General features: G+C 54.0%; 25 protein-coding genes and 1 other annotated feature. Of the genes, 10 read left to right on the top strand and 15 right to left on the bottom strand.

The window, feature by feature from the left end; all coding sequences use genetic code 11:
* Positions 1-6: 6 nt before the first annotated feature.
* Entirely contained in the window at positions 7-1,440 is a 1,434-nt protein-coding gene (locus tag SP68_RS10260; protein ID WP_022065337.1) for a citrate transporter family protein, read from the bottom strand.
* Between the two features lie 277 nt (positions 1,441-1,717).
* On the opposite strand from SP68_RS10260, the gene admX reads away from it, so the two are divergent.
* From admX to SP68_RS10245, 3 genes are read left to right on the top strand one after another with little or no spacing between them, the layout of a single operon-like run.
* Positions 1,718-2,632: an HTH-type transcriptional regulator AdmX gene (admX, locus tag SP68_RS10255; RefSeq protein ID WP_023340350.1), complete on the top strand. Its 915-nt coding sequence runs from the start codon at positions 1,718-1,720 to the stop codon at positions 2,630-2,632.
* Between the two features lie 49 nt (positions 2,633-2,681).
* Positions 2,682-3,935: a D-amino acid dehydrogenase gene (locus tag SP68_RS10250; RefSeq protein ID WP_012541370.1), complete on the top strand. Its 1,254-nt coding sequence runs from the start codon at positions 2,682-2,684 to the stop codon at positions 3,933-3,935.
* Positions 3,932-4,285 carry a RidA family protein gene (locus SP68_RS10245; RefSeq protein ID WP_077269396.1) on the top strand — a complete coding sequence of 118 codons (354 nt, stop codon included), beginning with the start codon at positions 3,932-3,934 and terminating at the stop codon, positions 4,283-4,285. Before SP68_RS10250 ends, SP68_RS10245 begins: the two co-directional genes overlap by 4 nt.
* A 52-nt stretch (positions 4,286-4,337) precedes the next feature.
* Here SP68_RS10245 and ihfA read toward each other — a convergent pair whose 3' ends face one another.
* The 10 genes from ihfA to SP68_RS10200 all read right to left on the bottom strand — a co-directional run bounded on the left by ihfA (position 4,338) and on the right by SP68_RS10200 (position 13,205).
* The gene (ihfA, locus tag SP68_RS10240; RefSeq protein ID WP_002909098.1) at positions 4,338-4,637 is read right to left on the bottom strand and encodes an integration host factor subunit alpha; all 300 of its coding nucleotides are present in this window, start codon (positions 4,635-4,637) and stop codon (positions 4,338-4,340) included.
* 4 nt (positions 4,638-4,641) lie between these two features.
* Entirely contained in the window at positions 4,642-7,029 is a 2,388-nt protein-coding gene (gene pheT, locus SP68_RS10235) for a phenylalanine--tRNA ligase subunit beta (RefSeq protein ID WP_016161312.1), read from the bottom strand.
* 15 nt (positions 7,030-7,044) lie between these two features.
* Positions 7,045-8,028 carry a phenylalanine--tRNA ligase subunit alpha gene (pheS, locus tag SP68_RS10230; protein WP_008804435.1) on the bottom strand — a complete coding sequence of 328 codons (984 nt, stop codon included), beginning with the start codon at positions 8,026-8,028 and terminating at the stop codon, positions 7,045-7,047.
* A gap of 63 nt (positions 8,029-8,091) precedes the next feature.
* Positions 8,092-8,216 (bottom strand) — a sequence feature (Phe leader region).
* Positions 8,167-8,211: a pheST operon leader peptide PheM gene (gene pheM / locus SP68_RS28260; RefSeq protein ID WP_001386830.1), complete on the bottom strand. Its 45-nt coding sequence runs from the start codon at positions 8,209-8,211 to the stop codon at positions 8,167-8,169. Its footprint overlaps the feature before it by 45 nt.
* A 118-nt stretch (positions 8,217-8,334) precedes the next feature.
* Positions 8,335-8,691 (bottom strand): 50S ribosomal protein L20, encoded by a 357-nt coding sequence (gene rplT / locus SP68_RS10225; protein ID WP_000124850.1) that lies wholly within the window; start codon positions 8,689-8,691, stop codon positions 8,335-8,337.
* A 50-nt stretch (positions 8,692-8,741) separates the two neighbouring features.
* On the bottom strand, positions 8,742-8,939 hold the full coding sequence (gene rpmI / locus SP68_RS10220) for a 50S ribosomal protein L35 (RefSeq protein WP_001124225.1): 198 nt from the start codon (positions 8,937-8,939) through the stop codon (positions 8,742-8,744).
* 96 nt (positions 8,940-9,035) lie between these two features.
* Positions 9,036-9,578, bottom strand: coding sequence for a translation initiation factor IF-3 (gene infC, locus SP68_RS10215; protein ID WP_012967832.1), 543 nt, complete (start codon positions 9,576-9,578; stop codon positions 9,036-9,038).
* Between the two features lie 3 nt (positions 9,579-9,581).
* The gene (thrS, locus tag SP68_RS10210; RefSeq protein ID WP_008804433.1) at positions 9,582-11,510 is read right to left on the bottom strand and encodes a threonine--tRNA ligase; all 1,929 of its coding nucleotides are present in this window, start codon (positions 11,508-11,510) and stop codon (positions 9,582-9,584) included.
* A 432-nt stretch (positions 11,511-11,942) separates the two neighbouring features.
* The gene (locus SP68_RS10205) at positions 11,943-12,176 is read right to left on the bottom strand and encodes a YdgH/BhsA/McbA family protein (RefSeq protein WP_012541368.1); all 234 of its coding nucleotides are present in this window, start codon (positions 12,174-12,176) and stop codon (positions 11,943-11,945) included.
* Positions 12,177-12,446: 270 nt separating this feature from the next.
* Positions 12,447-13,205: a DUF481 domain-containing protein gene (locus SP68_RS10200; RefSeq protein WP_008804431.1), complete on the bottom strand. Its 759-nt coding sequence runs from the start codon at positions 13,203-13,205 to the stop codon at positions 12,447-12,449.
* 354 nt (positions 13,206-13,559) lie between these two features.
* On the opposite strand from SP68_RS10200, the gene pfkB reads away from it, so the two are divergent.
* The 3 genes from pfkB to SP68_RS10185 all read left to right on the top strand — a co-directional run bounded on the left by pfkB (position 13,560) and on the right by SP68_RS10185 (position 15,847).
* Complete coding sequence (gene pfkB, locus SP68_RS10195) at positions 13,560-14,492, top strand: 6-phosphofructokinase II (protein ID WP_008804430.1); 933 nt, start codon at positions 13,560-13,562, stop codon at positions 14,490-14,492.
* Positions 14,493-14,584: 92 nt separating this feature from the next.
* Positions 14,585-14,869, top strand: a complete 285-nt coding sequence (ghoS, locus tag SP68_RS10190; RefSeq protein WP_008804429.1) for a type V toxin-antitoxin system endoribonuclease antitoxin GhoS — start codon at positions 14,585-14,587, stop codon at positions 14,867-14,869.
* A gap of 105 nt (positions 14,870-14,974) precedes the next feature.
* Positions 14,975-15,847 (top strand): fructosamine kinase family protein, encoded by an 873-nt coding sequence (locus SP68_RS10185; RefSeq protein ID WP_012541366.1) that lies wholly within the window; start codon positions 14,975-14,977, stop codon positions 15,845-15,847.
* Between the two features lie 41 nt (positions 15,848-15,888).
* Here the strand turns inward: SP68_RS10185 and tonB are convergent, their stop codons facing one another.
* Entirely contained in the window at positions 15,889-16,635 is a 747-nt protein-coding gene (tonB, locus tag SP68_RS10180; protein WP_022065331.1) for a TonB system transport protein TonB, read from the bottom strand.
* A gap of 210 nt (positions 16,636-16,845) precedes the next feature.
* Between tonB and SP68_RS10175 the strand changes: the two genes are divergently transcribed.
* Complete coding sequence (locus tag SP68_RS10175; RefSeq protein ID WP_008804420.1) at positions 16,846-17,142, top strand: YciI family protein; 297 nt, start codon at positions 16,846-16,848, stop codon at positions 17,140-17,142.
* Between the two features lie 276 nt (positions 17,143-17,418).
* Here SP68_RS10175 and SP68_RS10170 read toward each other — a convergent pair whose 3' ends face one another.
* Positions 17,419-19,848, bottom strand: a complete 2,430-nt coding sequence (locus tag SP68_RS10170; protein ID WP_012967823.1) for a glucose/quinate/shikimate family membrane-bound PQQ-dependent dehydrogenase — start codon at positions 19,846-19,848, stop codon at positions 17,419-17,421.
* Between the two features lie 781 nt (positions 19,849-20,629).
* On the opposite strand from SP68_RS10170, the gene SP68_RS10165 reads away from it, so the two are divergent.
* Positions 20,630-21,208 (top strand): YceI family protein, encoded by a 579-nt coding sequence (locus SP68_RS10165; RefSeq protein ID WP_016161315.1) that lies wholly within the window; start codon positions 20,630-20,632, stop codon positions 21,206-21,208.
* 468 nt (positions 21,209-21,676) lie between these two features.
* On the opposite strand, the gene SP68_RS27790 is transcribed toward SP68_RS10165, so the two are convergent.
* Positions 21,677-21,850, bottom strand: a complete 174-nt coding sequence (locus SP68_RS27790; protein ID WP_123235798.1) for a YciY family protein — start codon at positions 21,848-21,850, stop codon at positions 21,677-21,679.
* A gap of 143 nt (positions 21,851-21,993) precedes the next feature.
* Here SP68_RS27790 and cls point away from each other — a divergent pair, with 143 nt between their 5' ends.
* Together cls and SP68_RS10150 are read left to right on the top strand one after the other, a co-directional pair.
* On the top strand, positions 21,994-23,454 hold the full coding sequence (gene cls, locus SP68_RS10155; RefSeq protein WP_008804416.1) for a cardiolipin synthase: 1,461 nt from the start codon (positions 21,994-21,996) through the stop codon (positions 23,452-23,454).
* A 34-nt stretch (positions 23,455-23,488) separates the two neighbouring features.
* The gene (locus SP68_RS10150; RefSeq protein WP_002910079.1) at positions 23,489-23,818 is read left to right on the top strand and encodes an HI1450 family dsDNA-mimic protein; all 330 of its coding nucleotides are present in this window, start codon (positions 23,489-23,491) and stop codon (positions 23,816-23,818) included.
* A gap of 63 nt (positions 23,819-23,881) precedes the next feature.
* Here the strand turns inward: SP68_RS10150 and SP68_RS10145 are convergent, their stop codons facing one another.
* Positions 23,882-24,709, bottom strand: coding sequence for an ion transporter (locus SP68_RS10145; RefSeq protein WP_032730668.1), 828 nt, complete (start codon positions 24,707-24,709; stop codon positions 23,882-23,884).
* Between the last annotated feature and the right edge of the window lie 30 nt (positions 24,710-24,739).

Here is a 24,739-nt window from a genome sequence, read left to right as displayed (position 1 = left end):
CATTCGTTACACCAGGATCTGAAACAGCAGCGCAAAGAGAATGATATTCGCCACCACGATTGCCCAGCCGTTATAGAGCATATATTTCAGATGCGTGGACTGCGCCAGCCCCATCTGGCCGAACATGTCCGATGAGGGAAACGGACCGAACCAGTCCACCTGAGACGAGGCGAGCAGCACCGCGGTGGTCCCCTGCGGCGGCACGCCGGCGGCCATCAGCATCGGGCCAAAGATTTTATGGGTAAACGTCATTTGCGCCACCGCCGCACCGGGCACATGGCCGATAATATTGAACGCAAAGATGCTAAAGCACAGCCAGGCCGGGGAGATCCCCTCGAGCAGCGGTTGGGTATACTCCAGCAGCCCCTGATAGGCATGCAGACCATCCATCAGTTCAAGGATTGGGTTATACAGCCAGTAGAGGATAAACATCCACACCAGACGGCCGCAGCCGTGATACAGCGCCTGCAGGATCTGCGTCGGTCGCAGGCCGCCTACCAGCCCGGTCATCAGCGCCACCAGCAGCATCACGATAATCGCAAAGCTGAAGCCAGCTTTGATCACCACGCCAACCACCGCCATCACAATGATCGTCGCGGCGAAGGCCAGCGCGCTTAATTTACGCCGACGCTGCTGCGCGGCGCTGAGATCCTCTTTTGGCTTCTCCGAAAGATCGACGTCATAGCGCAGTTTGCCTTCAGTCATCTTCTGGATCCGCCCCGCCATTATCCAGCCGGCCAGCAGCGTCACCGCACTCATCGGCAGACCGACGTACAGCAGATAATCCGGATAGCTCAACCCGCCGAGGCTGAGGATTGTCACGGTGCTGGGGGTGAAGGGCCCGGTAAAGAGCCCAACGGAGCCGGCGGTCATCATCAGCGCGGCGACCGTCGGCGGCGTTAAGCGTACCGCTGCCGCCACCGGAATGATCACGGCCACGATAATGGCGTTACCACCGGCCATGGTGCCCAGCGAACCACAAATTAAAATCGATGACACCACAATGCCGAACTTAACCCGCGTCTGGCTCGACAGCCCAATACGATGAACCACGAATTTCACCAGCTCAACCGCTGCGCCGGTGCGGGTGGCCACTTCCCCCACGCCGGCGCCGAGCATAATGATAAGCCCTACCGTGGCGATAAATGACCCGGTGGATTTCGCCAGCATCGTGCCCATTTCCGGCAGGCCGGTCGAGGTCATTATCATGGCGATAATAATCGAGGAGATCACCGCCAGCACAATATCAACGCCGATCAGCGATAATATCGCTAGTGCCACCAGCGGCGTAAATCCCAGCAGGCCAAGCTCACTGCCCGGTCGACCGTGGCACCACAGCGCGATCAACACGAACAGCAGCAATAACAGACCAGTAATAACGTTTTTCCGCGTGATATTTCGTCTGACAGGCGCATTGCCTGTGAGCGTTGAGTCACTCATAACACTCCTTAATGCCAATCAATCCGACCGTAAGGGTCAGGAGGTGTATTGGGACCTGCTCAGAAAACATCCCCCCTCTTTTTCATTATTGGCCGCGAGCCTGAGGGTGCGTTTGGGTACAAAGGAATAGATTCTGAGAGCGTAATATTCCGCCATCAGGCGGGGTCTACAGCACAATATGTAACCGGAGCGCTGATTGGAGATTAAATTTATGTTAACTTTGTGTTAGTGGATAATGACTTTTTATCGGTAGGCTATAACCCTGAGTTAACTGTTCATGAAACTGCGTCATCTGGAAATCTTTCACGCCGTAATGACCTGCGGCTCGCTGTCACGGGCGGCGGAAGCGCTGAATATCTCTCAGCCAGCGGCCAGCAAAGCGCTAAAAAGCGCCGAGATGAAACTGGGTTTTACCCTCTTTCAGCGGGTGCGCGGCAAGCTGCTGCCGACCAGCGAGGCGATCACACTTTTCGAAAAAGCGCAGAGCATTTATCAGGACCTCGATAACCTGCGCCTGTTGGCCGACAATCTGGCCCGCGATCCGCGCGCCAAAATCACCTTAGGCTGCCTGCCGAGTCTGGGATTAAGCCTGGTGCCAGAGCTGGTGACCGACTTTTATCAGCAAAACAGCAACCTGGTGATGACGCTCACCACCGAGCACACCGAGACGCTGGTCAGAAAACTGGATTTGCGCGAGATAGATTTGGCGCTGACGCTACAGCCGGTGCAGCAGGGAGAGATCCTGACCACCCTGATTGCCGAAGTACCGCTGGTGTACATCGACCGTCATTATCGTCAGGGGGCGGTGGACATCGGCCAGATCGACCAGCAGCGCTGGATCTCGCCAGGGCCGCACTCGCTCTCTGCCGCCATCGCCACCCGTCGCGACTTTTCCACCACCCGGCTTAACGTTCAGACCTACTATATGGCTACCGAGTTCGTGAAGCGCGGCATGGGCTGCAGCATCACAGATATCTTTTCCGCCCAGCACAACCTGGCTCCAGAGATGATCCACCCCATTACGCCGCCGATTGCCATCAACCTCTGCCTGCTGCGCCGGGCCGATGTTTCGCTGAGTCCAATGGCGCAAAAGTTCGTCGATTTTCTCTGCCAGCGTCTGCGCCAGCAACTCAAGGAGATTAACCTGCGGTTATACCCTGACCATAAAAAGTCAATTGCGCCGCTGGGGTAAATGCTTTGACATAACCCGATAAATTGATTAGCGGTGGATATATCGGGTTATGAACAAACGCATTGTCATTATCGGCGGCGGCGTGGTCGGTCTGGCCACGGCCTGGGAACTGATTAAGCGCGGCCATCAGGTGCAATTACTGGAGCGCAATGCTGAACCGGGCAGTGCCACCAGTTTTGCTAACGGCGGACAATTAAGTTATCGCTACGTTGCCCCCCTTGCCGATAGCGGCGTTCCCCTGCAAGGGATTAAATGGATGGGCAAAGCCGATTCGCCGCTGAATATGCGTCTTAAGATGTCTTTCCAGCAGTGGCGCTGGCTGCTGCAGTTCCTGCGTGCCTGTAATAGCCAGACCAATAAAATGAACGGCGATCATATTTTGCGCCTGTCGTTGCTCAGCCGTCAGGTCATGCAGTCGTGGCTGGATGAGGATAATCTTGCCGATTTTCACTGGCGGCGCAGCGGTAAATTAATTATCCATCGCCGCGAATATGATTTTAATAAAGCGGCAAAAGGGATAGATCCTCAGTATCAACAAGCGCTGAATGCTGACGCCTGTCTGCAACTGGAGCCGGCACTCAGACATATCAGCCCTTCGCTGCAGGGCGGGATTTATTCGCCGGGCGATGAAACGGCAGATTGCCATCAGTTCTGCCTTGCCCTGCTCGACAAGCTCAATGCCAGCAACGACTTTAGCCTGCTGACGCACTGTGAGGTGCAGCGGCTCAATAAGCGCGGCGGACGCATCATCGCCCTGGAGACCAACCGGGGAACCATCACCGGCGATGATTATGTCGTTGCCGCCGGTAACGGCAGTGGTCCTCTGCTTGGGCATCTGGGAGTTCGCGTGCCGCTGTGCGCCCTGAAGGGGTACAGCCTGACCCTGCCCTATCCTGAAAAAGCAGGTATTGCCCCTGACATCAGCGTCACCGACTACGGGCACAAAATCGTTTATGCCCGCCTTGGCCAACAACTGCGCATCGCGGCGATGGTGGACATCGGCTACGACGGCGACCAACTGCGCGAGAGCCGCATTCAGGCGCTGAAAAACATCGTCGCCCGCAGCTTTCCCGAACTCGAAGGGCTAGACAAGGCCGAAGCCTGGACCGGCATGCGCCCGTCAACACCAGCAGGCCCGCCGATGCTGGGTCGCGCCGGATACCCCAATCTGTGGATGAACCTCGGCCAGGGTAGTCTCGGCTTTACCCTCGCCGCCGGCAGCGCGGTGGTGCTGGGCGCGTTAATCGACAATCAGGCACCCACTATTTCTTTAGAAGGTCTCACATGGAAACAAACCGCATGACCATTATTCGCAATAATCCACAACCTCGCCTTTCCGCCAGCGTTGCGTATGGCAATCTGTTGTTCCTCTCCGGGCAGACGCCAAAAAGCAGCGAAGACGATATCGTTTTACAAACCCGTGAAGTGCTGGAGAAGATCGATGCCCTGTTGGTGGCTGCCGGGAGCGATAAGCGCCAAATTCTCTCCGCGCAGATCTGGCTGAAAGATATCGAACGTGATTTTGTCGCATTCAATGACGTGTGGGTACAGTGGATGCCGGAAGGCCAGAGCCCGGCGCGAGCAGCAGTACAGGCGGAGATGGCGCGACCGGATATCCTGGTGGAGATCATGCTCACCGCCGTCAAAGCGTAAGGACGTATAGAAAAGAAAAAGGCCGCAATGCGGCCTTTTTAATTAGTTCAGATTATTTGTCTTTCGGCGACGCGTTTTCGACACGGCTTTTCAGTTTCTGACCGGGTCTGAAGGTCACCACGCGCCGGGCTGTAATGGGAATATCCTCCCCCGTCTTCGGGTTACGTCCCGGGCGTTGGTTTTTATCCCGCAAATCGAAGTTGCCGAACCCGGAGAGTTTGACCTGTTCTCCGTTTTCCAGAGCACGACGGATCTCTTCGAAAAACAACTCGACCAGTTCTTTGGCATCCCGCTTGCTAAGCCCAAGCTTATCAAACAGATATTCTGACATTTCAGCTTTTGTAAGCGCCATAGGTTCAATCCCTCAATGATGCCTGGAATCGCTCTTTTAATGCCTCTACACATCTGGCAACGGTAGCGGCAATCTCCTCTTCTTCGAGTGTACGGCTGGTATCCTGCAGGATCAGGCTAATCGCAAGGCTCTTATACCCTTCCGCCACACCTTTACCACGGTACACGTCAAATAAGTTTACGCCAACTACCTGATTTACGCCAACTTTCTTACATTCGGCTAAAACATCGGCAGCAGCCACGTTTTCCGCGACCAGTACCGCGATGTCGCGACGGTTCGCCGGGAAGCGGGAAATATCGCGCGCCTGAGGCACCACGCGGTCTGCGAGCTTGTCCCACTCCAGTTCGAACACCAGAGTGCGACCGTTCAGATCCAGTTTACGTTCCAGTTCCGGATGAACAACCCCAATGAAACCAATGCGTTCACCTTTAAGATAAATCGCTGCGGATTGGCCTGGATGCAGCGCGGCGATCGCTTCGCCACGGAACTCGATGTCGGCCAATTTACCGGTTAAATCCAGTACGGATTCCAGATCGCCCTTCAGATCATAGAAATCGACCGTCTCTTTCGCCAGCGTCCAGTGCTCTTCGTAGCGGTTACCGCAGATCGCCCCGGCCAGCATCACATCCTGACGAATGCCCAGCGGCGCCTGAGTATCCGGCACGAAGCGCAGGCCACTCTCAAAGATGCGCACGCGGCTCTGCTGACGGTTCTGGTTGTAGACCACGGTACCCAGCAGGCCGGTCCACAGCGACAGACGCATCGCCGACATTTCGCTGGAGATCGGGCTTGGCAGGATCAGCGCCTCTTCCCCGGCGTGGATCAGCTGCTGGATTTTCGGGTCAACAAAGCTGTAGGTGATCACTTCCTGATAGCCTTTGTCGTTCAGCAGCGTTTTTACGCGCTTCAGCGACAGGTCGGCTTCACGATGGGTACCCATGATCAGACCCGCCTGTACTGGCGCATCAGGAATGTTGTTGTAGCCATAAACGCGAGCCACTTCTTCGACCAGATCTTCTTCGATCTCCATGTCGAAACGCCAGCTCGGGGCGACTGCCTGCCATTCGTCCTGACCCACCGTCACTTCGCAGCCGAGGCGCTGCAGAATGTCGGTGACCTGCGCGTCATCGATATGGTGGCCAATCAGGCGATCCAGTTTGCTACGACGCAGGGTAATGGTGGCGCGTTTTGGCAAGGTCTCTTCGTTTGTCACGTCGATCACCGGGCCAGCTTCACCGCCGCAGAGGTCGATCAGCAGACGCGTGGCACGCTCCAGCGCTTTATACTGCAGCGCCGGATCGACGCCGCGCTCATAGCGATGAGAGGCATCGGTGTGCAGGCCATGACGGCGCGCGCGGCCGGTAATGGACAGCGGGCTGAAGAACGCGCATTCCAGCAGCACGTTCTGGGTTTCGTCGTTAACGCCGGAGTGTTCCCCGCCGAAGATCCCGCCCATCGCCAGCGCTTTGTTATGGTCAGCAATAACCAGGGTGTCACTGTCGAGCTTCGCTTCAGAGCCATCGAGCAGCACCAGGGTTTCACCCTCTTTCGCCATGCGCACCACGATCCCGCCTTCGATACGGTCGCGGTCAAAGGCGTGCATCGGCTGGCCCAGCTCAAGCAGGACATAGTTAGTCACGTCAACCACCGCGTCGATGGAGCGGATCCCGCAGCGGCGCAGCTTCTCTTTCATCCACAGCGGGGTCGGCGCTTTGACGTTGATGCCTTTCACCACGCGGCCCAGATAGCGCGGGCACGCCTGCGGCGCGTCAACCTGAATCGGCAGCACGTCGTCAATGGTCGCGGCAACCGGCGTAATTTCCGGCGCGTTCAGCGGCGCTTTGTTCAGCACAGCGACATCGCGCGCCACACCGATGATACCCAGGCAGTCGGCACGGTTTGGCGTGACGCTGATTTCGATAGTGTTATCGTCAAGCTTGAGGTATTCACGAATATCAGTGCCGATCGGCGCATCCGCCGGCAGTTCGATGATACCGCTATGGTCGTCGGAAATACCCAGCTCGGAGAAAGAGCACAGCATCCCTTCTGACGGTTCGCCGCGCAGCTTCGCCGCTTTAATTTTAAAATCGCCCGGCAGCACGGCGCCGATGGTCGCCACGGCGACTTTCAGCCCCTGACGGCAGTTTGGCGCGCCGCAGACGATGTCCAGCAGGCGTTCACCGCCCACGTTGACTTTGGTGACGCGCAGTTTGTCAGCATTTGGATGCTGGCCGCACTCCACCACTTCACCGACCACTACGCCGTTGAAGCTGCCGGCAACCGGCTCAACGCCGTCGACCTCGAGGCCCGCCATGGTGATCTGATCGGAAAGCGCTTCGCTGTCGATCGCCGGGTTAACCCACTCGCGTAACCACAGTTCACTGAATTTCATTGTTCTGTCCTGCCCTTATTTAAACTGTTTGAGGAAACGCAGATCGTTTTCGAAGAACGCGCGCAGATCGGTCACGCCATAACGCAGCATGGTCAGACGCTCCATCCCCATACCGAAGGCGAAGCCGGAGTAAACTTCCGGATCGATACCGACGTTACGCAGCACGTTCGGGTGTACCATCCCGCAGCCCAGCACTTCCAGCCATTTGCCGTTTTTACCCATCACATCAACTTCTGCGGACGGCTCGGTGAACGGGAAGTAGGACGGACGGAAGCGCACCTGCAGGTCTTCTTCAAAGAAGTTGTTCAGGAAGTCGTGCAGCGTCCCTTTCAGGTTGGTGAAGCTGATGTTTTTATCAACAATCAGACCTTCCATCTGGTGGAACATCGGGGTATGGGTCTGGTCGTAGTCGTTACGATAGACGCGGCCCGGCGCGATAATGCGGATGGGCGGCTGCTGGTTTTCCATGGTGCGGATCTGCACGCCGGAGGTCTGAGTACGCAGCAGGCGAGTGGCATCGAACCAGAAAGTGTCGTGGTCAGCGCGCGCCGGATGATGACCCGGAATATTCAGCGCATCGAAGTTGTGGTAATCATCTTCGATTTCCGGGCCAGTCGCCACGGTAAAGCCGAGCTCACCGAAGAAACTTTCAATACGGTCGATGGTGCGAGTGACCGGATGCAGGCCGCCATTTTCAATGCGGCGTCCCGGCAGCGAGACGTCAATGGTCTCTGCGGCCAGACGCGCATTCAGCGCTGCGCCTTCCAGATCAGCTTTGCGCGCGTTCAGCGCCTGCTGCACCTGCTCTTTCGCTTCGTTGATGACCGCGCCGGCTGCCGGACGCTCTTCCGGCGGTAACTCACGCAGGGTGGTCATTTGCAGGGTCAGATGCCCTTTTTTACCCAGGTATTCCACGCGGACGTTGTCCAGCGCAGCAACATCTGATGCCTCGTTAATGGCTGCCTTGGCACTGGCAACCAGCTCTGCGAGATGTGACATGGTTTTCCTCATTATGTCGGTGCAGACACCGGTTATAGTGAAATTAATATCCCGAATCCATATACGAAAAAAGCCTCCACAGGGGAGGCTTTCTGGCGCTGTTTTCCGTTTCTTCTTTCACGCGCTAGCCTCCTGAGTTCAGGTGCTAAAGTAAAAAAAGAAGCGGAAAATAGCAGCATTCATGCTTGCATTACCTTGTCTGGTAAGAAACGTCAGACCTGTATTGAAAAGCCTGCGCCGATAAAAGTCAATGTATTGATGGTGTTGAAACGAAAAGAGGGAGACAAGCTCCCTCTTTCAACTGGCTTATGCCAGAGCTGCTTTCGCTTTTTCGACCAGAGCGGTGAACGCTACTTTGTCGAATACGGCGATGTCAGCCAGGATCTTACGGTCGATTTCAACAGAGGCTTTTTTCAGGCCATTGATGAATTTGCTGTAAGAAATACCGTTCTGACGTGCTGCTGCGTTGATACGTGCAATCCACAGTTGACGGAACTGACGTTTACGTTGACGACGGTCACGGTAAGCGTACTGACCAGCTTTGATAACAGCCTGGAAGGCAACGCGGTATACGCGAGAACGCGCACCGTAGTAGCCTTTAGCTTGTTTCAAAATTTTCTTGTGACGTGCACGTGCAATTACACCACGTTTTACGCGAGCCATGTGTGCTCTCCTGTATCTATTCTAAGTTAAAAAAGTTAAACGTTAACGACTTATGCGTACGGCAGGCACGCGATAACCAGGCCCAGATCGCCTTTGGAAACCATGGCTTTCGGACGCAGGTGACGTTTACGCTTGGTAGCTTTTTTAGTCAGAATGTGACGCAGGTTAGCGTGCTTGTGCTTAAAACCACCTTTACCGGTTTTTTTGAAGCGCTTAGCAGCACCGCGTACGGTCTTAATTTTTGGCATCTTAATAACTTCCACTTCGCATTGTTAATAAACGAAACATAGGCGAACAACATCAGTGAAGCCCTAAGGCTCCACTGACATCGCTACTTGAAGGCCTTACTGTTTCTTCTTAGGAGCGAGCACCATGATCATCTGGCGGCCTTCGATCTTCGTAGGGAAGGATTCGACTACTGCCAGTTCACTCAGATCGTCACGGACGCGCGTAAGCACTTCCATACCGATCTGCTGGTGGGCCATCTCACGACCGCGGAAACGCAGTGTGATCTTAGCCTTATCGCCATCTTCGAGAAAGCGAACCAGGCTGCGGAGTTTTACCTGGTAATCACCATCATCGGTCCCAGGACGGAATTTAATTTCCTTAACCTGGATAACTTTTTGCTTTTTCTTCTGTTCCTTAGAAGACTTACTCTTTTCATAAAGGAACTTGCCGTAGTCCATGATACGACAAACTGGCGGTTCGGCGTTAGGGCTGATTTCAACTAAATCTACTCCGGCCTCTTCAGCCTTTTCGAGAGCTTCTCTCAGACTCACAATACCCAAAGCTTCGCCTTCCAGACCTGTCAAGCGAACTTCCAGGGCGCGAATCTCGCCATTGATACGATTCGGACGTGCCGTTTGAACTCGTTTTCCGCCTTTAATACCTTATTCCTCCAGTTGTTGAAGACTGCGGCTGCGAATCTCTTGTTGCAGCTTCTCAATCACTTCACTTACGTCCATGCTGCCGAGGTCTTTCCCGCGACGGGTGCGCACGGCCACTTTGCCGGCTTCGACTTCTTTGTCGCCACAGACCAACATATACGGGACACGACGTAAAGTGTGCTCGCGGATTTTAAAGCCAATCTTCTCATTTCTCAAGTCTGCTTTTACACGAATGCCCGCATTTTGTAGTTTACGCGTCAATTCGTTAACGTATTCAGCCTGAGAATCGGTAATATTCATGACCACTACCTGCACTGGTGCAATCCAGGTTGGGAAGAAGCCAGCGAACTCTTCGGTCAGGATGCCAATGAAGCGCTCCAGGGAACCGAGAATCGCACGGTGAATCATGACCGGTACCTGACGCTCGTTATTTTCGCCCACATAAGAAGCGCTTAAACGCTGCGGCAGAGAGAAGTCCAGCTGTACCGTTCCGCACTGCCATGCGCGATCGAGGCAGTCATACAGGGTAAATTCAATTTTCGGGCCGTAGAACGCCCCTTCGCCCAGTTGATACTCAAATGGGATGTTATTTTCTTCCAGCGCCACCGCCAGATCCGCTTCCGCGCGATCCCAGGTCTCATCGCTACCGATACGTTTTTCCGGGCGAGTTGACAGTTTGACGACGATCTTCTCGAAGCCAAAGGTGCTGTACATATCGTAGACCATACGAATACAGGCGTTCACTTCATCGCGAACCTGATCTTCAGTACAGAAGATATGCGCATCATCCTGGGTAAAGCCGCGAACGCGCATCAGACCGTGCAGCGCGCCAGACGGTTCGTTACGGTGGCAGCTACCGAATTCCGCCATACGCAGCGGCAGATCGCGGTAGGATTTCAATCCCTGGTTGAAGATCTGCACGTGGCCCGGGCAGTTCATCGGCTTGATGCAGTATTCACGGTTCTCAGAAGAGGTGGTGAACATCGCATCTTTGTAGTTGTCCCAGTGGCCGGTTTTTTCCCACAGCACACGGTCCATCATGAACGGACCTTTGACTTCCTGATACTGGTACTCTTTCAGTTTAGAACGAACAAAGGTTTCCAGTTCACGGAAGATAGTCCAGCCGTCGTTGTGCCAGAACACCATCCCCGGCGCCTCTTCCTGCATATGATACAGGTCAAGCTGCTTGCCAATTTTACGGTGGTCACGCTTGGCGGCTTCTTCAAGACGCTGCAGATAGGCATTCAGCGCTTTTTTATCTGCCCACGCGGTACCGTAGATACGCTGCAACATTTTATTGTTGCTGTCGCCGCGCCAGTAGGCACCGGCGGTTTTCATCAGCTTGAAGTGATGACAGAAGCGCATATTCGGTACGTGCGGGCCGCGGCACATATCGATATATTCTTCATGATGATACAGACCCGGCTTATCATCATGAGCAATGTTTTCGTCAAGAATAGAAACTTTATAGGTTTCGCCGCGCTTCACGAAGGTTTCACGCGCTTCGTGCCAGCTGACTTTCTTCTTGATGACATCGTAGTTTTTCTCGGCGAGCTCATGCATACGTTTTTCGAGCGCGTCGATATCTTCCTGAGTCAGGGTGTGGTCGAGGTCTACGTCATAGTAGAAGCCATTATCAACAACCGGACCGATAGCCATTTTGGTGTTGGGCCACAGCTGTTTAATGGCATGGCCTAACAGGTGCGCACAGGAGTGACGAATGATCTCCAGCCCTTCTTCATCTTTCGCAGTGATAATAGAGAGAGTGGAATCGGTTTCGATCGGGTCGCAGGCGTCTACCAGTTCACCGTTTACCCGCCCGGCAATGGTGGCTTTCGCCAGGCCTGGACCGATATCCAGCGCAACATCCATGGGGCTAACAGCGTGGTCAAAATGGCGTTGACTGCCATCAGGAAGCGTAATTACAGGCATTTTATGTCCTTATTTGCAGTGGTGCCCCACACGAAAGAGCACATACAAAACTATATAATCATAATTATCATCAGGTTAAGGCGCAGTTCCCGCTTCACTCTGCGAAAATAGGAGGACGACCGGATAGACCGTTCCCGCCTGCCACCGCCTGCTGATAACACCGGGGAGTAGTTTACACATCATTGGTACGTGATTAAAGCCGCAAGCGTATAAATGATGGCGGAATGTGGAGAAAACAAGAGAGATTGAGATAAAAAGACGAATATCCTGCTACTGCAGGCGAGAATAATCCCCGGCAAAGCCGGATAATATTATTCGGACGTGATAGTAGAGACGCAATGATATTGCATACTTAATCTTTAACACAGCGCGTTAAACCGGTACCGCTCCACCCGGCTTAATTGACGTATGACGAAATAAAGGTCTGGTATATTATGACCACTCGCCGGCCACCAGCGTATGCACATTAAAGGCATCGCTCATGGATTGTCCGGTAGTTCGGGAACCGGGGGCGATATTCGAGCCAGCCTCAACGTCAGTCGCTTTGGCGATGCCAACCTGAGTATGGTCCTGGTTGCCTGATGGCGGAACGGGCGTGGCAGCGGATGCGCCAAAAGAAAGCACGCACAGCGCCAGGGCTGCGATGGTAAATGAAGTGTTTTTCATGATATTCATTCTCTTATTACGGAAGACAGACCGCGCGATTTCTCCGCCCGGACAGTGCATATCATTATAGATCCAGATCACATATTTGTCCGTCGAATATTTAGCTTTTCGTGTCAAATAGAATGAATATTTGTCAACAAACCGGGAATAATGGAGAAAAGATGGAGGGCTATTTCTTTTTATAAAAACTAAAACGAAAGGCCAGAAAAAATAATGGCACTCATTGCTAAATTTAAAACGAACAGGCCGGGGAAACCCGGCCTGAAAATATTACATTTTATACCCAAGGGACAGCGATGTCCGGCGATCGGTATGCTCCGGCGCAGAGGAAGGCGGTGCCGAGTTCCAGGTCACGTTGTAGGCGACCTTCAGCGCGAAATGGGCGTTAATCGCCACGTTTAACGCGCTCTCAGAGTTGACGGTGGTGTCCTCAGCGCCAAACACCGAGACCCCTTGCGTAAATTTGGCGTTATCGGTCATCTGCCAGGCCCAGGTGCCGGAGGCGTAACCCAGCGGCTGAGTATCGGTTTCTCCATCGGTAAACTCGTCATAGCGAACGCCAGGACCGAATTCAAACCGCAGGCTGTGCACCGGACCGTTGAGGATCTGACGACCATAACCCGCCGTCAGGACATCACGCTGCTGATAGCCATTATAGCGGTCGGTCAGCCAGCTGCCCTGACCAAAGATATAGTTCATATCGGTCAGGTTGTAGCGGCTACGCCCACCGACTGCATATTTTTCTGAGGATCGCTCATCGTTGGAAGAGGTGTTGCTGGCATTCCCCCACAGCGACCAGGCGGTGGTATTACCATACCAGGTCAAGGTGGAATCTGCCGTCATCGAGGAGTTTTTGGTGTTGCCGGACTGCGCCAGGTAGCCTGCGTTAACCACACCTTCGAAAGGTTTTTTAGCAGCGGAAGGGTCATCCATGACGGTAAATACAGAATCATCGGCCATTGCGCCAACAGACGCAAAAAGCCCCCCCGCCAGCATAACCGCTGCGGGTACTGTCTTTAAAAGCTTCATTATAACTCTCTAAAATACATTTTTTAGGACAGTACAAATGATGAACAGACACAACCTGCCCGCTCATTGAATTTAGCGTCCGTACAACATAAAAGAGACCTGAGGGTCCCGGAAACTTTCGCGAGGATCGCGGTGTGCAGGTCCTAAGAAAGGTAGCAAATTATAAAAAAGCACGAATAACATAGCAATCACTTACTCTTTCGTTTTTTGAATAAGACAGCTCCGGAAACAATCTTTATTTCATAATGAAAATACAGGCTTCTTTGCAAATCTCTCAGGAACATCACTTTCCCTCCCGGAGCCATCGTGCCATGCTTAAATAAAGCACAGTCGCCGTATTAAGGAGGAGAAGGAATGACCAAAATTTATACGTTAACGCTGGCCCCCTCGCTGGATAGCGCCACGCAGACCCCACAGATTTATCCCGAAGGTAAACTCCGCTGCAGCGCGCCAGTATTTGAGCCCGGCGGCGGCGGGATCAACGTTGCCCGTGCCGTGACCTTTCTTGGCGGCAAAGCCACCGCCATTTTCCCGGTTGGCGGCGCCACCGGCGAGCACTTAGCAGCCCTGCTGGCCGATGAGCAGGTGCCGGTCGAGACCGTCGAAACCCGCGACTGGACGCGGCAAAACCTGCACGTTCACGTGGCCGCCAGCGGCGAACAATATCGTTTTGTCATGCCCGGCGCAGCGTTGACGGATGATGAGTTCCGTCGGCTGGAAGAGAAAGTCCTGACTATCGAACCCGGCTCACTGCTGGTGGTAAGCGGCAGCCTGCCGCCAGGTATCAGCGTCGAAAACCTGATGCAACTGGTGAAAAATGCGCAACAGCAGGGACTGCGCTGCATTATCGACAGTTCCGGCGACGCGCTGGCTGCGGCGTTGGACGTCGGCAATATTGAGCTGGTGAAGCCGAACCAGAAAGAGCTCAGCGCCCTCGTACAGCGCGATCTGAGCCAACCCGATGACGTACGCCTTGCCGCCCAGTCGTTGATCCAGTCCGGTAAAGTACGCCGGGTGGTGGTTTCGCTCGGGCCGCAGGGGGCGTTAGGCGTTGACGCCAGCGGCAGCGTTCAGGTGGTGCCGCCTCCGATGAAAAGCCAGAGCACCGTCGGCGCCGGCGACAGCATGGTGGGCGCCATGACCCTGCGTCTGGCGGAAAACGCCGGGCTGGAAGATATGGTTCGCTTTGGCGTCGCTGCCGGTAGCGCCGCGACAATCAATCAGGGCACCCGTCTCTGCTCGCAGGCCAATACGCAAAAAATCTACGATTATCTCTGCGGTCGCTGATCTTCCCTGCCCCTCCGCGCTGGCGGAGGGAGCCACGATATTGGCTGGATGGTCTATGCTGGAAAGGCTATGGATAACAATGGGGTGTAGAGATGAGCAATGAGATAACCGCCTGGGTCGTCAGCGTCACCTTTCACGAACAGGCGCTGACGGAGATCAACGAGGTCAGCAACCACTTTACCCGCGCCGGGTTCGTACTGACGCTCAATGATGAAGACGGCAATCCCCATGAGCTGGGGACCAACACCTTTGGCCTGCTCAGCGCCCAGGATGCTGATGAAGTTAAGGCCCTCAGCGCAGGGCTGGCGGAATCGGCTCTGGGCCGCCCGGCAGAGATTACGGTCAGCACATTCGCCGAGTGGTTAAAAGCTCAATAAGTGCGTTTAACGCAACGGAAAGCGTCAGTTGTGCGTCAGTTCCAGGTTTACCCGGTAGCAGTGCGCTAACCTTATGATATGGTGGAAAACATGGGGAGAGACAGCATGTGGCAAGCAATCAGTACACTTTTACGCGATTGGCATTCCGAAAACGCTGAAATCGAACTGAAAACCGAGCTGCCCGGTGGGGAAATCCATTCGGCCTGGCATTTACGCTTCGGCGGGAAAGATTACTTCGTGAAATGCGACGAACGTGAGCTTCTGCCCATCTTCACCGCCGAGGCCGATCAGCTGGAACTGCTGTCGCGAAGCAAAACCGTTCGCGTGCCGCAGGTCTATGCGGTCGGCAGCGACCGTGACTACAGTTTTGTGGTCATGGAATACCTCCCTCCCCGTCCGCTGGATGCGCATAATGCCTTCCTGCTCGGCCAGCAGTTAGCGCATCTGCATCAGTGGAGCGATCAGCCGCAGTTTGGTCTGGATTTCGACAACGATCTTTCCACCACGCCGCAGCCCAACGCCTGGCAGCGTCGCTGGTCGGTGTTCTTTGCCGAGCAGCGTATCGGCTGGCAACTGGAGCTGGCGGCGGAGAAGGGGCTGCACTTTGGCGATATCGATACCTTAGTCGATGTGGTTCAGCAGCGGCTGGCCAACCATCAGCCGCAACCTTCACTGCTCCATGGTGACCTGTGGTCCGGTAACTGCGCCTTAGGACCAGATGGCCCCTATATCTTCGATCCGGCCTGCTACTGGGGCGATCGCGAGTGCGATTTAGCCATGCTGCCGATGCACCCGGAACAACCGCCGCAGATCTATGACGGCTACCAGTCCGTTTCACCGCTGCCAGCAGGTTTTCTCGATCGCCAGCCCATCTATCAGCTTTACACCCTACTGAACCGGGCGATTTTGTTTGGTGGCCAGCACCTGGTGACGGTCCAGCAGGCGCTGGACGATGTATTGACGGAAAAAACGCGTTAGACAAGACTCACGGCGGACCCCTGGTCCGCCGCAACGCATTATCAGTTGATCTCGACCCCACTCAGACGGAATTTGATAGTCATCGTCACGCCGGTTCCCGGTCTTGCCTGCTCGTAACGCCATCTGCGCATCGCGCTTTTCACTTCGCGCTCAAACATATTGGCAGGCTGGGCAGAGAGGATCTGTAGGTTGTCGATTCGGCCATCTGGCGTCACGTCAAACTTCACCCGTACCGTCCCTTCGATGCGCAGCGCCTGGGCGCGGGCCGGATAGGTCGGCTGGACACGGCTGATCGCCCGCGGGCCGCTCGGGGCAGTAACGGTGGGTTTGGCGGCCGCGGTCGAGGTGCTTGGCGCGGTGCGCGCTGGCGTCGTGTTGTTGTTTTCAAACGGCGAGGCCGGACGCGGCTCTGCTGCCGGCTTCACGTCCCGCTTCGGCTGCTCAACCTTTTTCTCCGGCTTGGGTTTCGGTTTGGGTTTAGGCTTCGGCTTCGGTTCCGGTTTATGGATCACCACCGGCGCCTCTTTCGGCGGTTCAGGCACCACCTCGGGTTCCGGCTCAGGATCAGGTTCGACAACGGGCTCCACGACTGGCTGTGCCGCCGGGGGCGGTTCAAGATCGGCCGGCGCGACCATCGTAATCTCAATCGGCTGCGTCGGAGAAGGCTGTTCAATAACCTGATGTACCGAGGTATAAAGCAGCCCCGCCACAACGGCACCGTGGATAGCCACGGACAGCAGCGTTGGCCACGGGAAGCGGCGAGGTAAATCAAGGGTCATTGCGCTCATAGTCGTTTCTGTTGAAAAATGATGCTCCGATTTTAAATGCAAATAGCAATCATATTCAATAAGGCGTCTTAACCTGAGTCAATTTTTGCCACCATTTGCAGAAAAAAGCCGCGTCGGCAGCGCATTCGACACCGGTATGCATCTTTGCATTGCAGTCCAGGGCGGTTTAACTTAACGTAATTCGCCTGATTATTGATAAGGAGCTTTGCCGTGCTTTACGTTATCTACGCTGAAGATATCGCCGATTCTCTGGAAAAGCGGCTCTCGGTTCGCCCTGCGCATCTCGCGCGTCTGCAACTCTTACACGATGAAGGCCGGCTGCTTACCGCCGGGCCAATGCCGGCCGTTGACAGCAACGAACCGGGCGCAGCAGGGTTCAGCGGCTCAACGGTGATTGCCGAGTTTGAGTCGCTGGAAGCGGCGCAGTCCTGGGCCAATGATGATCCGTATATTGCGGCTGGCGTCTACCGCCAGGTCTCTGTTAAGCCTTATAAGAAAGTGTTTTGATAAATATTCCCTGCTATTTTTCTGGTTAGCCATAAAAAAGACACCAGGCCATCAGATTAAAGGGCGCATTTTGGTACACAACATTAAAATGCCGCCCTTTTCCATCACGCGAAAAGTTTGGCTGTTCTCTCACTGACATGTCCTGTACAGGGTCAGATCCCCTCTCCTGCCTCAACATCGTCGCCTAACGCAACGCCTCACCATCCATGCATTAATATGAAAAGCCCCCGCTGTCCGGCGGGGGCCTCTGATCGTTATCGCTGATCCAATTATCTGTTACTTATCGAGCGCATAGGCAATCACGTAGTCACCGCGATCCGGCGACTGGCGGGCTCCACCGGCGGAAATCAGGATGTATTGTTTGCCGGTCTTCGGCGAAACATAGCTGATGGGTCCCCCCTGGCTTCCTACCGGAAGACGGGCTTTCCAGACTTCTTCACCCGTAGATGAATCGAAGGCGCGCAGGTAGTAGTCCTGGGTTCCGGCAATGAACACCAGGCCGCCCTGAGTTGCCAGGGTTCCACCCAGCGTCGGCATACCGATCGGCATCTGAGCACGCATTTTTATGCCAAACGGACCGGTATCCTGGACGGTACCGACCGGCACCTGCCAGACGATTTTCTGTGTTTTCAGGTCAATCGCGGACAGCGTACCAAACGGCGGTTTCTGACATGGGATCCCCAGCGGCGACATGAAACGGTTTTTGTTGACCGAGTACGGTGTTCCTTTCATCGGGACCGCCCCCATCCCGGCGTTCACCGCTTCACCACCGGTGTTGGCCACCGCGCTTTGTGGGTCCTGCTTAATCAGCTGCACCCACAGACCCAGACGCATATCATTGACGAAGATATAGTGGTTGTTCGGATCGGTAGACAGGCTGCCCCAGTTCATTCCTCCCAAAGAGCCCGGGAAGCTGAGGGAAACATCGGTCCCCGGCATGGTGTACAGCCCGTCATAACGCATCGATTTGAAGCTGATACGACAGACCAGCTGATCAAACGGCGTTGCCCCCCACATATCAGATTCTTTCAGGGTTTCCGCCCCAATCTGCGGCATCCCAACAGAGCGCGGCTGCGTCGCCGGATATTGTTCATTTGGGATATCAGCCGGTTTCACCGGGACCTCTTTCACTTCGGTAAGCGGTTGACCCGTCAGGCGATCAAGTACATAGATTTGACCCGCTTTGGTCCCCACCACCACGGCGGGTTTGTTGCCCTCTTTGGTCGGGAAATCGACCAGGCTTGGCTGCATCGGGACATCGAAGTCCCACAGATCGTTACGCACGGTCTTGTATACCCACTTCTCTTTCCCGGTGGTCGCATCCAGCGCCAGGATTGAAGTGGCGTATTTGTGATCGCCCTGAATACGGTCCGCGCCCCACAGGTCAACAGAGGAGCTCCCCATCGGAATAAAGAGGGTATTCATCGACGCATCCCATGACATGGGCGCCCAGGAGTTAGCGGAACTGCGTTTGTAATGTTCCCCCGGTTGCAGAACATGATTGGGATCCGGATTACGCGGATCAAATGCCCAGCGCTGCTGGCCGGTAATCACGTCATAACCGCGCACCACGCCGCCAGGCATGTCAGTACTGACGTTATCCGCCACGCGGCCTCCAACCACCACCGTGGTGCCAGCCAGCGTCGGGGCTGAAGTCAACACATAGCTTGGATCTGCCGCTGCGCCCATCCCTTCTCGCAGATTCACGCTGCCGTTCGTCCCGAAGTCCGGGCAGAATTGGCCGTTATCTGCGTCTAAGGCGATCAATCTGTCATCAATCGTATTCATCAGGATGCGACGCTGGCATGCTGCACCTGGCGCGACCTGTGCCGGCAGAATCGGTGTGGAGCCTGCCACAGTGGGCTGCGTCAGTGGCTTCGTCGCATCAAAATACGCCAGGCCTCGGCAGCGCATCCAGATGGCGGATTTCGCATTAATTTCCGCTCTCCAGATCTCTTTTCCACTATCGGCATCGACGGCGATCACATTGTTATGCGGGGTACAGAGGAAAACACGATCGCCTACCTGCAGCGGTGTTTGCTGATCTTCTGCGCCATTGCCATCCGGGCTTAACGGGGTGTCGCCAGTATGGAAGGTCCAGACGGGTTTCAGGTTTTTTACATTGTCACGCGTGATCTGGTCCAACGCCACAAAGCGGCTACCGCCGGCAGTATTGCCGTAGTGGTCCCAGTTTTGCTGTTTAGCGTCTTCTTTTACCGGCACCAGCGGTAATTTCTCGCCGCTGAACGCCACTGTGGGATGGGGCTGAAACATCTGAACAAAGGTGACGCCCATGGCGATAACCAGAACAACGCAGACCCCCCATGCCCCTTTGGTGCTGTAAGGCTTTCCTTCATGCTTACGTAGCGCAGGCCAGGTGGCCGCCGCCAGCAGCATCAACCCGGCGGGTACCATCAAACGGGAAACGAGCGGCCAGAAGTCGAAGCCGGCATCAAACAGTGCCCAAATCAGGGTACCCACGAATACCAGAGCAAACAGCCACACCGCGGACGACCTGCGGCGGAAAAACTGAATCGCGGCGAGCAGGGTAATAACCCCGGCAATAAGGAAATACCAGCTTCCCCCCAGGGAAACCAGTTTATAACCGCCGATGACAAAGAACAGGCCTGTCGCAAGCAGTATCACACCGACCAGCAGGCACCACAGGCCTAACCAGCCGGATGAGCGGGGATTCGTATTTGACATAATAACTCTCCTGATAACACCATGAAATAAAACTATTTCTTATTTAACTATCGATGTTTTCCCCGCAGTAAGCCAAACGGCATAAATGAAGCATAATGCCGGGATAGAAAATGGCGATAAAACATCGATGTCGGGAATTATATTTAATTGTTAATAAATTGTGTAAGTCCGTTATGTAAGATCTTGTATTTTATTTATTTATTGATTGTTTTTTGCGCGACACTATTGTGATAAAGCTAAAAAAACGCCAGGAAGGATTAAAAAGAAATGACTACAACAAATAAATAACACAGAATAATATATCGACATTTATTCATTTCACATCGACATTAGATTGGATAAATGCCTAATTTATGGTTATTGCTCTTTTTTTACATTGACTGGATAAGCATTTGATGCGGATAATTTCTCCCTGCCGATATTAAGCCATGGAATAAACGGGGATTAATGTCCGGTTTTCGCAAGGTACTGAACCGGTCTTAAACAACCTTCCTGCATTCAGGCTCGCGGTGATTTCTCTCCCCAGGGAAAATAGCCCCGCAATGATATAACCACACACAATATCCTGACATGGCCCAATAAAAATCTCACCGTCAGGTTAAAATTGCCGATGATCATTTTTTAACTTCTATTAATTGCCTTGCGTAAAGTTCACGCTGCGTTACTGTAGGGTTATTCGTGCTTGATTAAAAATTTTGAAAGGGAATAACAAATGTTTTCAATAAGACTTCCCTCTTTTTAAGCTACCCTTTGTGTACTTGCTCATTTTGAGGACTTTTTTGTGAACGTTCTGAAAAAAACAGTATTTCTTTCTCTGCTTGCCTTATATATCCCTGTATCACAAGCTGCGGCGACGGAATATAACCTGGATCCGCAGCACACGTCGGTGGTGATTGCCTGGAATCATTTCGGTTTCTCTAACCCTACCGCCTATATCTCTGATGTTTCAGGGAAATTATCTTTTGACAAAGAGAACCCTGAAAAATCTTCTGTTAGCGTTACTCTGCCGGTAAAAACCATTGACACGCATGTCAAAGCGTTAACCGATGAATTTTTAGGCAAAGAATACTTTGATGTCAAAACGTTTCCCGAGGCCACTTTCCGGAGTACCAAAGTGGAAAGCAAGGGCGACAATAAATATGATGTCGAAGGTAACCTGACCATTAAAGGCATCACCAAACCGGTAGTTCTGCATGCAACCCTCAATAAGCAGGACATGCATCCAATGGTGAAAAAAGAGGCGATTGGATTTGATGCAACAGGGGTAATCAAACGTTCAGACTTCAAGCTTGATAAGTATGTGCCCGCGGTAAGTGATAACGTGACCATCACTTTATCCACTGAAGCCTATGCAAAATAAAGTAATGCACGCGTAATAGCGTGCATTTTATTCAGGCGCGTTATCCAGACAACCGTTCTGAAAGGCAAACAAACAGGCGCAGATTATTTAAGACCAGGAGCGGCACGCTTAGCCTCATGCGCCATGATCTGACTGCGCCTGTTTCATCATTCTTCTCAACTTACTTCAGGCTGCATCTGCTGGCCAGTGTGGGCATGCATTCGACAGCGCCGCTCCTGTCTGGGTAACAATAAATACTGCATGGCAATTAATTGCTGTGGCGGCAGGAATAGGTTCTGCCTGAAACAAACCGCCCGGAATAACGTGACATACCTATTTTAATGAGACGTGAAAGCAAGCCAGGCGCAAACTGTCGTTGCACCGCAGTCGAGCAAAATAATGATGTCAAGATGGCAATGATAACGATAATTCAGCGCAGGGCTAATAAAACGACAACGGCACCGCTCACGGTGCCGTTAATCTGCTCACTTAACAGTCGGGGAAGACAAACAGCAGAGCATGACGCTGCCGTTTCACCAGTCCCTTCCTGATAGCAAGGATCCGCATATTGCGGCGCGATTGGGCTTCCAGCCAGCGCGCTTTACGGCGATTCACCTGTCTCAGCATGCGCCAGCGCCCTACTTCCGTTCTACTACGCTTCATTGCAACGACTCTACGAGTGAAAACAGCCTCCATTATAAACCTCTGCCAGCAACTGACTACCGCTTTCGCTGCGTTTTTATTTGCCAGAAAAATACTGATGCGTAAACTCATCACATAACGTCATTCAAAAGGATTTTACATCTATGACAACCTTTTACACGGTGGTGAACTGGCTGGTCATTCTGGGGTACTGGCTGTTGATCGCCGGTGTAACATTACGAATTCTAATGAAACGCCGCGCTGTCCCGTCCGCCATGGCATGGTTGCTGATCATTTATATCCTGCCGCTGGTGGGGATTATCGCCTATCTCTCCTTTGGCGAACTGCATCTCGGCAAACGCCGGGCGGAACGCGCCAGGGCGATGTGGCCCTCGACGGCCAAGTGGTTAAACGACCTCAAAGCCTGCAAACATATCTTCGCGGAAGATAACAGCCCGGTGGCAGAATCCCTGTTCAAGCTGTGTGAACGGCGTCAGGGCATTGGTGGCGTAAAAGGCAACCAGCTGCAGCTGCTGACGGAATCTGACGACGTGATGCAGGCTCTGATCCGCGATATTCAACTGGCCCGCCATAATATCGAGATGGTCTTTTATATCTGGCAGCCAGGCGGTATGGCCGACAGCGTCGCCGAATCGCTGATGGCCGCAGCGCGTCGTGGGGTTCACTGTCGGCTAATGCTCGATTCTGCGGGCAGCGTGGCCTTTTTCCGCAGCCCATGGGCGGCGATGATGCGTAACGCCGGTATTGAAGTCGTCGAGGCCCTCAAAGTTAACCTGATGCGTGTGTTCCTGCGCCGGATGGATTTGCGTCAACATCGCAAGATGGTGATGATCGATAACTATATTGCCTATACCGGCAGCATGAATATGGTCGATCCGCGCTACTTTAAGCAGGACTCGGGTGTCGGCCAGTGGATTGACCTGATGGCGCGGATGGAAGGCCCGGTGGCGACCTCGATGGGCATCGTCTACTCCTGCGACTGGGAAATCGAAACCGGAAAGCGCATTCTGCCGCCACCACCGGACGTCAATATCATGCCGTTCGAAGAGGCCAGCGGGCATACCATCCACACGATCGCCTCCGGCCCGGGCTTTCCGGAAGATCTGATCCATCAGGCGCTCCTCACCGCCGCCTACGCGGCGAAAGAGCATCTGATCATGACGACACCTTACTTCGTGCCCAGCGACGACCTGCTGCACGCAATCTGTACCGCCGCCCAGCGCGGTGTCGACGTGAGTATTATTTTACCGCGCAAGAACGATTCACTGCTGGTGGGCTGGGCCAGCCGGGCCTTTTTCACCGAGCTGCTGGCGGCCGGGGTCAAAATTTATCAGTTTGAAGGCGGATTGTTGCATACCAAGAGCGTGCTGGTGGATGGCGAACTGAGCCTGGTGGGGACGGTGAATCTGGATATGCGCAGCCTGTGGCTCAATTTTGAGATTACGCTGGTCATTGATGACGCCGGTTTTGGCAGCGATCTGGCGGCGGTCCAGGATGACTATATCTCGCGTTCGCGCCTGCTTGACGCCCGTCGTTGGCTAAAACGACCGCTCTGGCAGCGGATCGTCGAGCGACTGTTTTACTTCTTCAGCCCGTTGCTGTAAAACGTGCCCATCAGATACCGAATGAGTAGCAATCATGGATATGGATTTAAACAACCGCCTGACCGAAGACGAAACGCTTGAGCAGGCTTACGATATCTTCCTCGAGCTGGCGGCCGACAACCTCGACCCGGCGGACATCATTCTGTTTAACCTGCAGTTTGAAGAGCGCGGGGGCGCCGAACTGTTCGACCCGTCCGCAGACTGGGAAGAGCATGTGGATTACGATCTGAATCCGGATTTCTTCGCCGAAGTGGTGATTGGCCTGGCGGATACCGATGGCGGGGAAATTAATGACATTTTCGCCCGTGTTCTGCTGTGCCGTGAAAAAGATCATAAGCTGTGTCATATTTTGTGGCGTGAATAACGCTCACTATTCAGTGAAAAGCCTGCCGCGGTTCACCCGGCAGGCTTTTTTTATGCTGGCAGCTTATTTCGGCAACGCATGGCCGCAGGCGTGACAAAAACGGGCGTTATCGTCATGGTCGCCCTGCTGGCACTGCGGACACAGGCGACGCTGACGCCGACGGTTCAGGGCGCTGGTCATATGGGTAGTGATAAGCCCGGTCGGTATCGCAATAATGGAGTAGCCGATCAGGATGAGGATCGACGCCAGAATGCGGCCCAGTGGGGTATGCGGGGTGATATCGCCATAGCCAACGGTGGTGATGGTCACGATGGCCCAATAGACCGAGGCGTTGAGCGTTGTAAAGCCGTACTCCGGCCCCTCGATCAAATACATTAGCGAACCGAAAATTACCATCACAATGGCGATAAACGAATAGAACAGAATCAGCTGGTGACGCGCACTGACGATTGCTCGCCAGAACACGTTGAGCGAAGGCATAAAGCGCAACAGTTTGAGAATACGCAGCGCGCGGATCGCTCGCATTGCTCGCCAGGCAAAGACATAATTCAGACTAATCTCCGGCCACAGCCACATCACATAGAGAGGCAAAATCGTCGCCAGGTCAATCAGTCCCCAAAAGCTAAAAATATAGTGGAGCGGATTGGGCCAGGTGGCGATACGCAGCAGGTACTCCACGGTAAAAACCGCGGTCACCAGCAGCTCCAGCCAGACGAAAACATGCCATTCATCTAATGTCAGATGATATTGCGTGCCCAGCCCCGACTCGATAAAAATCACCAGCACGCTGAGCAAGGCGAAAAGTCCGCACAGCCCTTCGAAGCGGCGGCCGGAACGTCGGTTCTGATCGAAAAGTAAATGATAAAGCCGCAGACGAGCGGCAGAAAGCATACCCACTTCGTTAACCTCGCAAAAAAAAGG

The sequence above is a fragment of the Klebsiella variicola genome (assembly GCF_000828055.2).
Classification (GTDB): Bacteria; Pseudomonadota; Gammaproteobacteria; order Enterobacterales; family Enterobacteriaceae; genus Klebsiella; species Klebsiella variicola.
This window is presented reverse-complemented; position numbering and strand designations above follow the sequence as displayed.

Coding starts and splice junctions, on each gene's coding strand:
- SP68_RS10260 (WP_022065337.1), bottom strand. CDS start 1,440: ATGAGTGACTCAACGCTCACAGGCAATGCGCCTGTCAGACGAAATATC.
- admX (WP_023340350.1), top strand. CDS start 1,718: ATGAAACTGCGTCATCTGGAAATCTTTCACGCCGTAATGACCTGCGGC.
- SP68_RS10250 (WP_012541370.1), top strand. CDS start 2,682: ATGAACAAACGCATTGTCATTATCGGCGGCGGCGTGGTCGGTCTGGCC.
- SP68_RS10245 (WP_077269396.1), top strand. CDS start 3,932: ATGACCATTATTCGCAATAATCCACAACCTCGCCTTTCCGCCAGCGTT.
- ihfA (WP_002909098.1), bottom strand. CDS start 4,637: ATGGCGCTTACAAAAGCTGAAATGTCAGAATATCTGTTTGATAAGCTT.
- pheT (WP_016161312.1), bottom strand. CDS start 7,029: ATGAAATTCAGTGAACTGTGGTTACGCGAGTGGGTTAACCCGGCGATC.
- pheS (WP_008804435.1), bottom strand. CDS start 8,028: ATGTCACATCTCGCAGAGCTGGTTGCCAGTGCCAAGGCAGCCATTAAC.
- rplT (WP_000124850.1), bottom strand. CDS start 8,691: ATGGCTCGCGTAAAACGTGGTGTAATTGCACGTGCACGTCACAAGAAA.
- rpmI (WP_001124225.1), bottom strand. CDS start 8,939: ATGCCAAAAATTAAGACCGTACGCGGTGCTGCTAAGCGCTTCAAAAAA.
- thrS (WP_008804433.1), bottom strand. CDS start 11,510: ATGCCTGTAATTACGCTTCCTGATGGCAGTCAACGCCATTTTGACCAC.
- SP68_RS10205 (WP_012541368.1), bottom strand. CDS start 12,176: ATGAAAAACACTTCATTTACCATCGCAGCCCTGGCGCTGTGCGTGCTT.
- SP68_RS10200 (WP_008804431.1), bottom strand. CDS start 13,205: ATGAAGCTTTTAAAGACAGTACCCGCAGCGGTTATGCTGGCGGGGGGG.
- pfkB (WP_008804430.1), top strand. CDS start 13,560: ATGACCAAAATTTATACGTTAACGCTGGCCCCCTCGCTGGATAGCGCC.
- ghoS (WP_008804429.1), top strand. CDS start 14,585: ATGAGCAATGAGATAACCGCCTGGGTCGTCAGCGTCACCTTTCACGAA.
- SP68_RS10185 (WP_012541366.1), top strand. CDS start 14,975: ATGTGGCAAGCAATCAGTACACTTTTACGCGATTGGCATTCCGAAAAC.
- tonB (WP_022065331.1), bottom strand. CDS start 16,635: ATGAGCGCAATGACCCTTGATTTACCTCGCCGCTTCCCGTGGCCAACG.
- SP68_RS10170 (WP_012967823.1), bottom strand. CDS start 19,848: ATGTCAAATACGAATCCCCGCTCATCCGGCTGGTTAGGCCTGTGGTGC.
- SP68_RS27790 (WP_123235798.1), bottom strand. CDS start 21,850: ATGAAGCGTAGTAGAACGGAAGTAGGGCGCTGGCGCATGCTGAGACAG.
- cls (WP_008804416.1), top strand. CDS start 21,994: ATGACAACCTTTTACACGGTGGTGAACTGGCTGGTCATTCTGGGGTAC.
- SP68_RS10150 (WP_002910079.1), top strand. CDS start 23,489: ATGGATATGGATTTAAACAACCGCCTGACCGAAGACGAAACGCTTGAG.
- SP68_RS10145 (WP_032730668.1), bottom strand. CDS start 24,709: ATGCTTTCTGCCGCTCGTCTGCGGCTTTATCATTTACTTTTCGATCAG.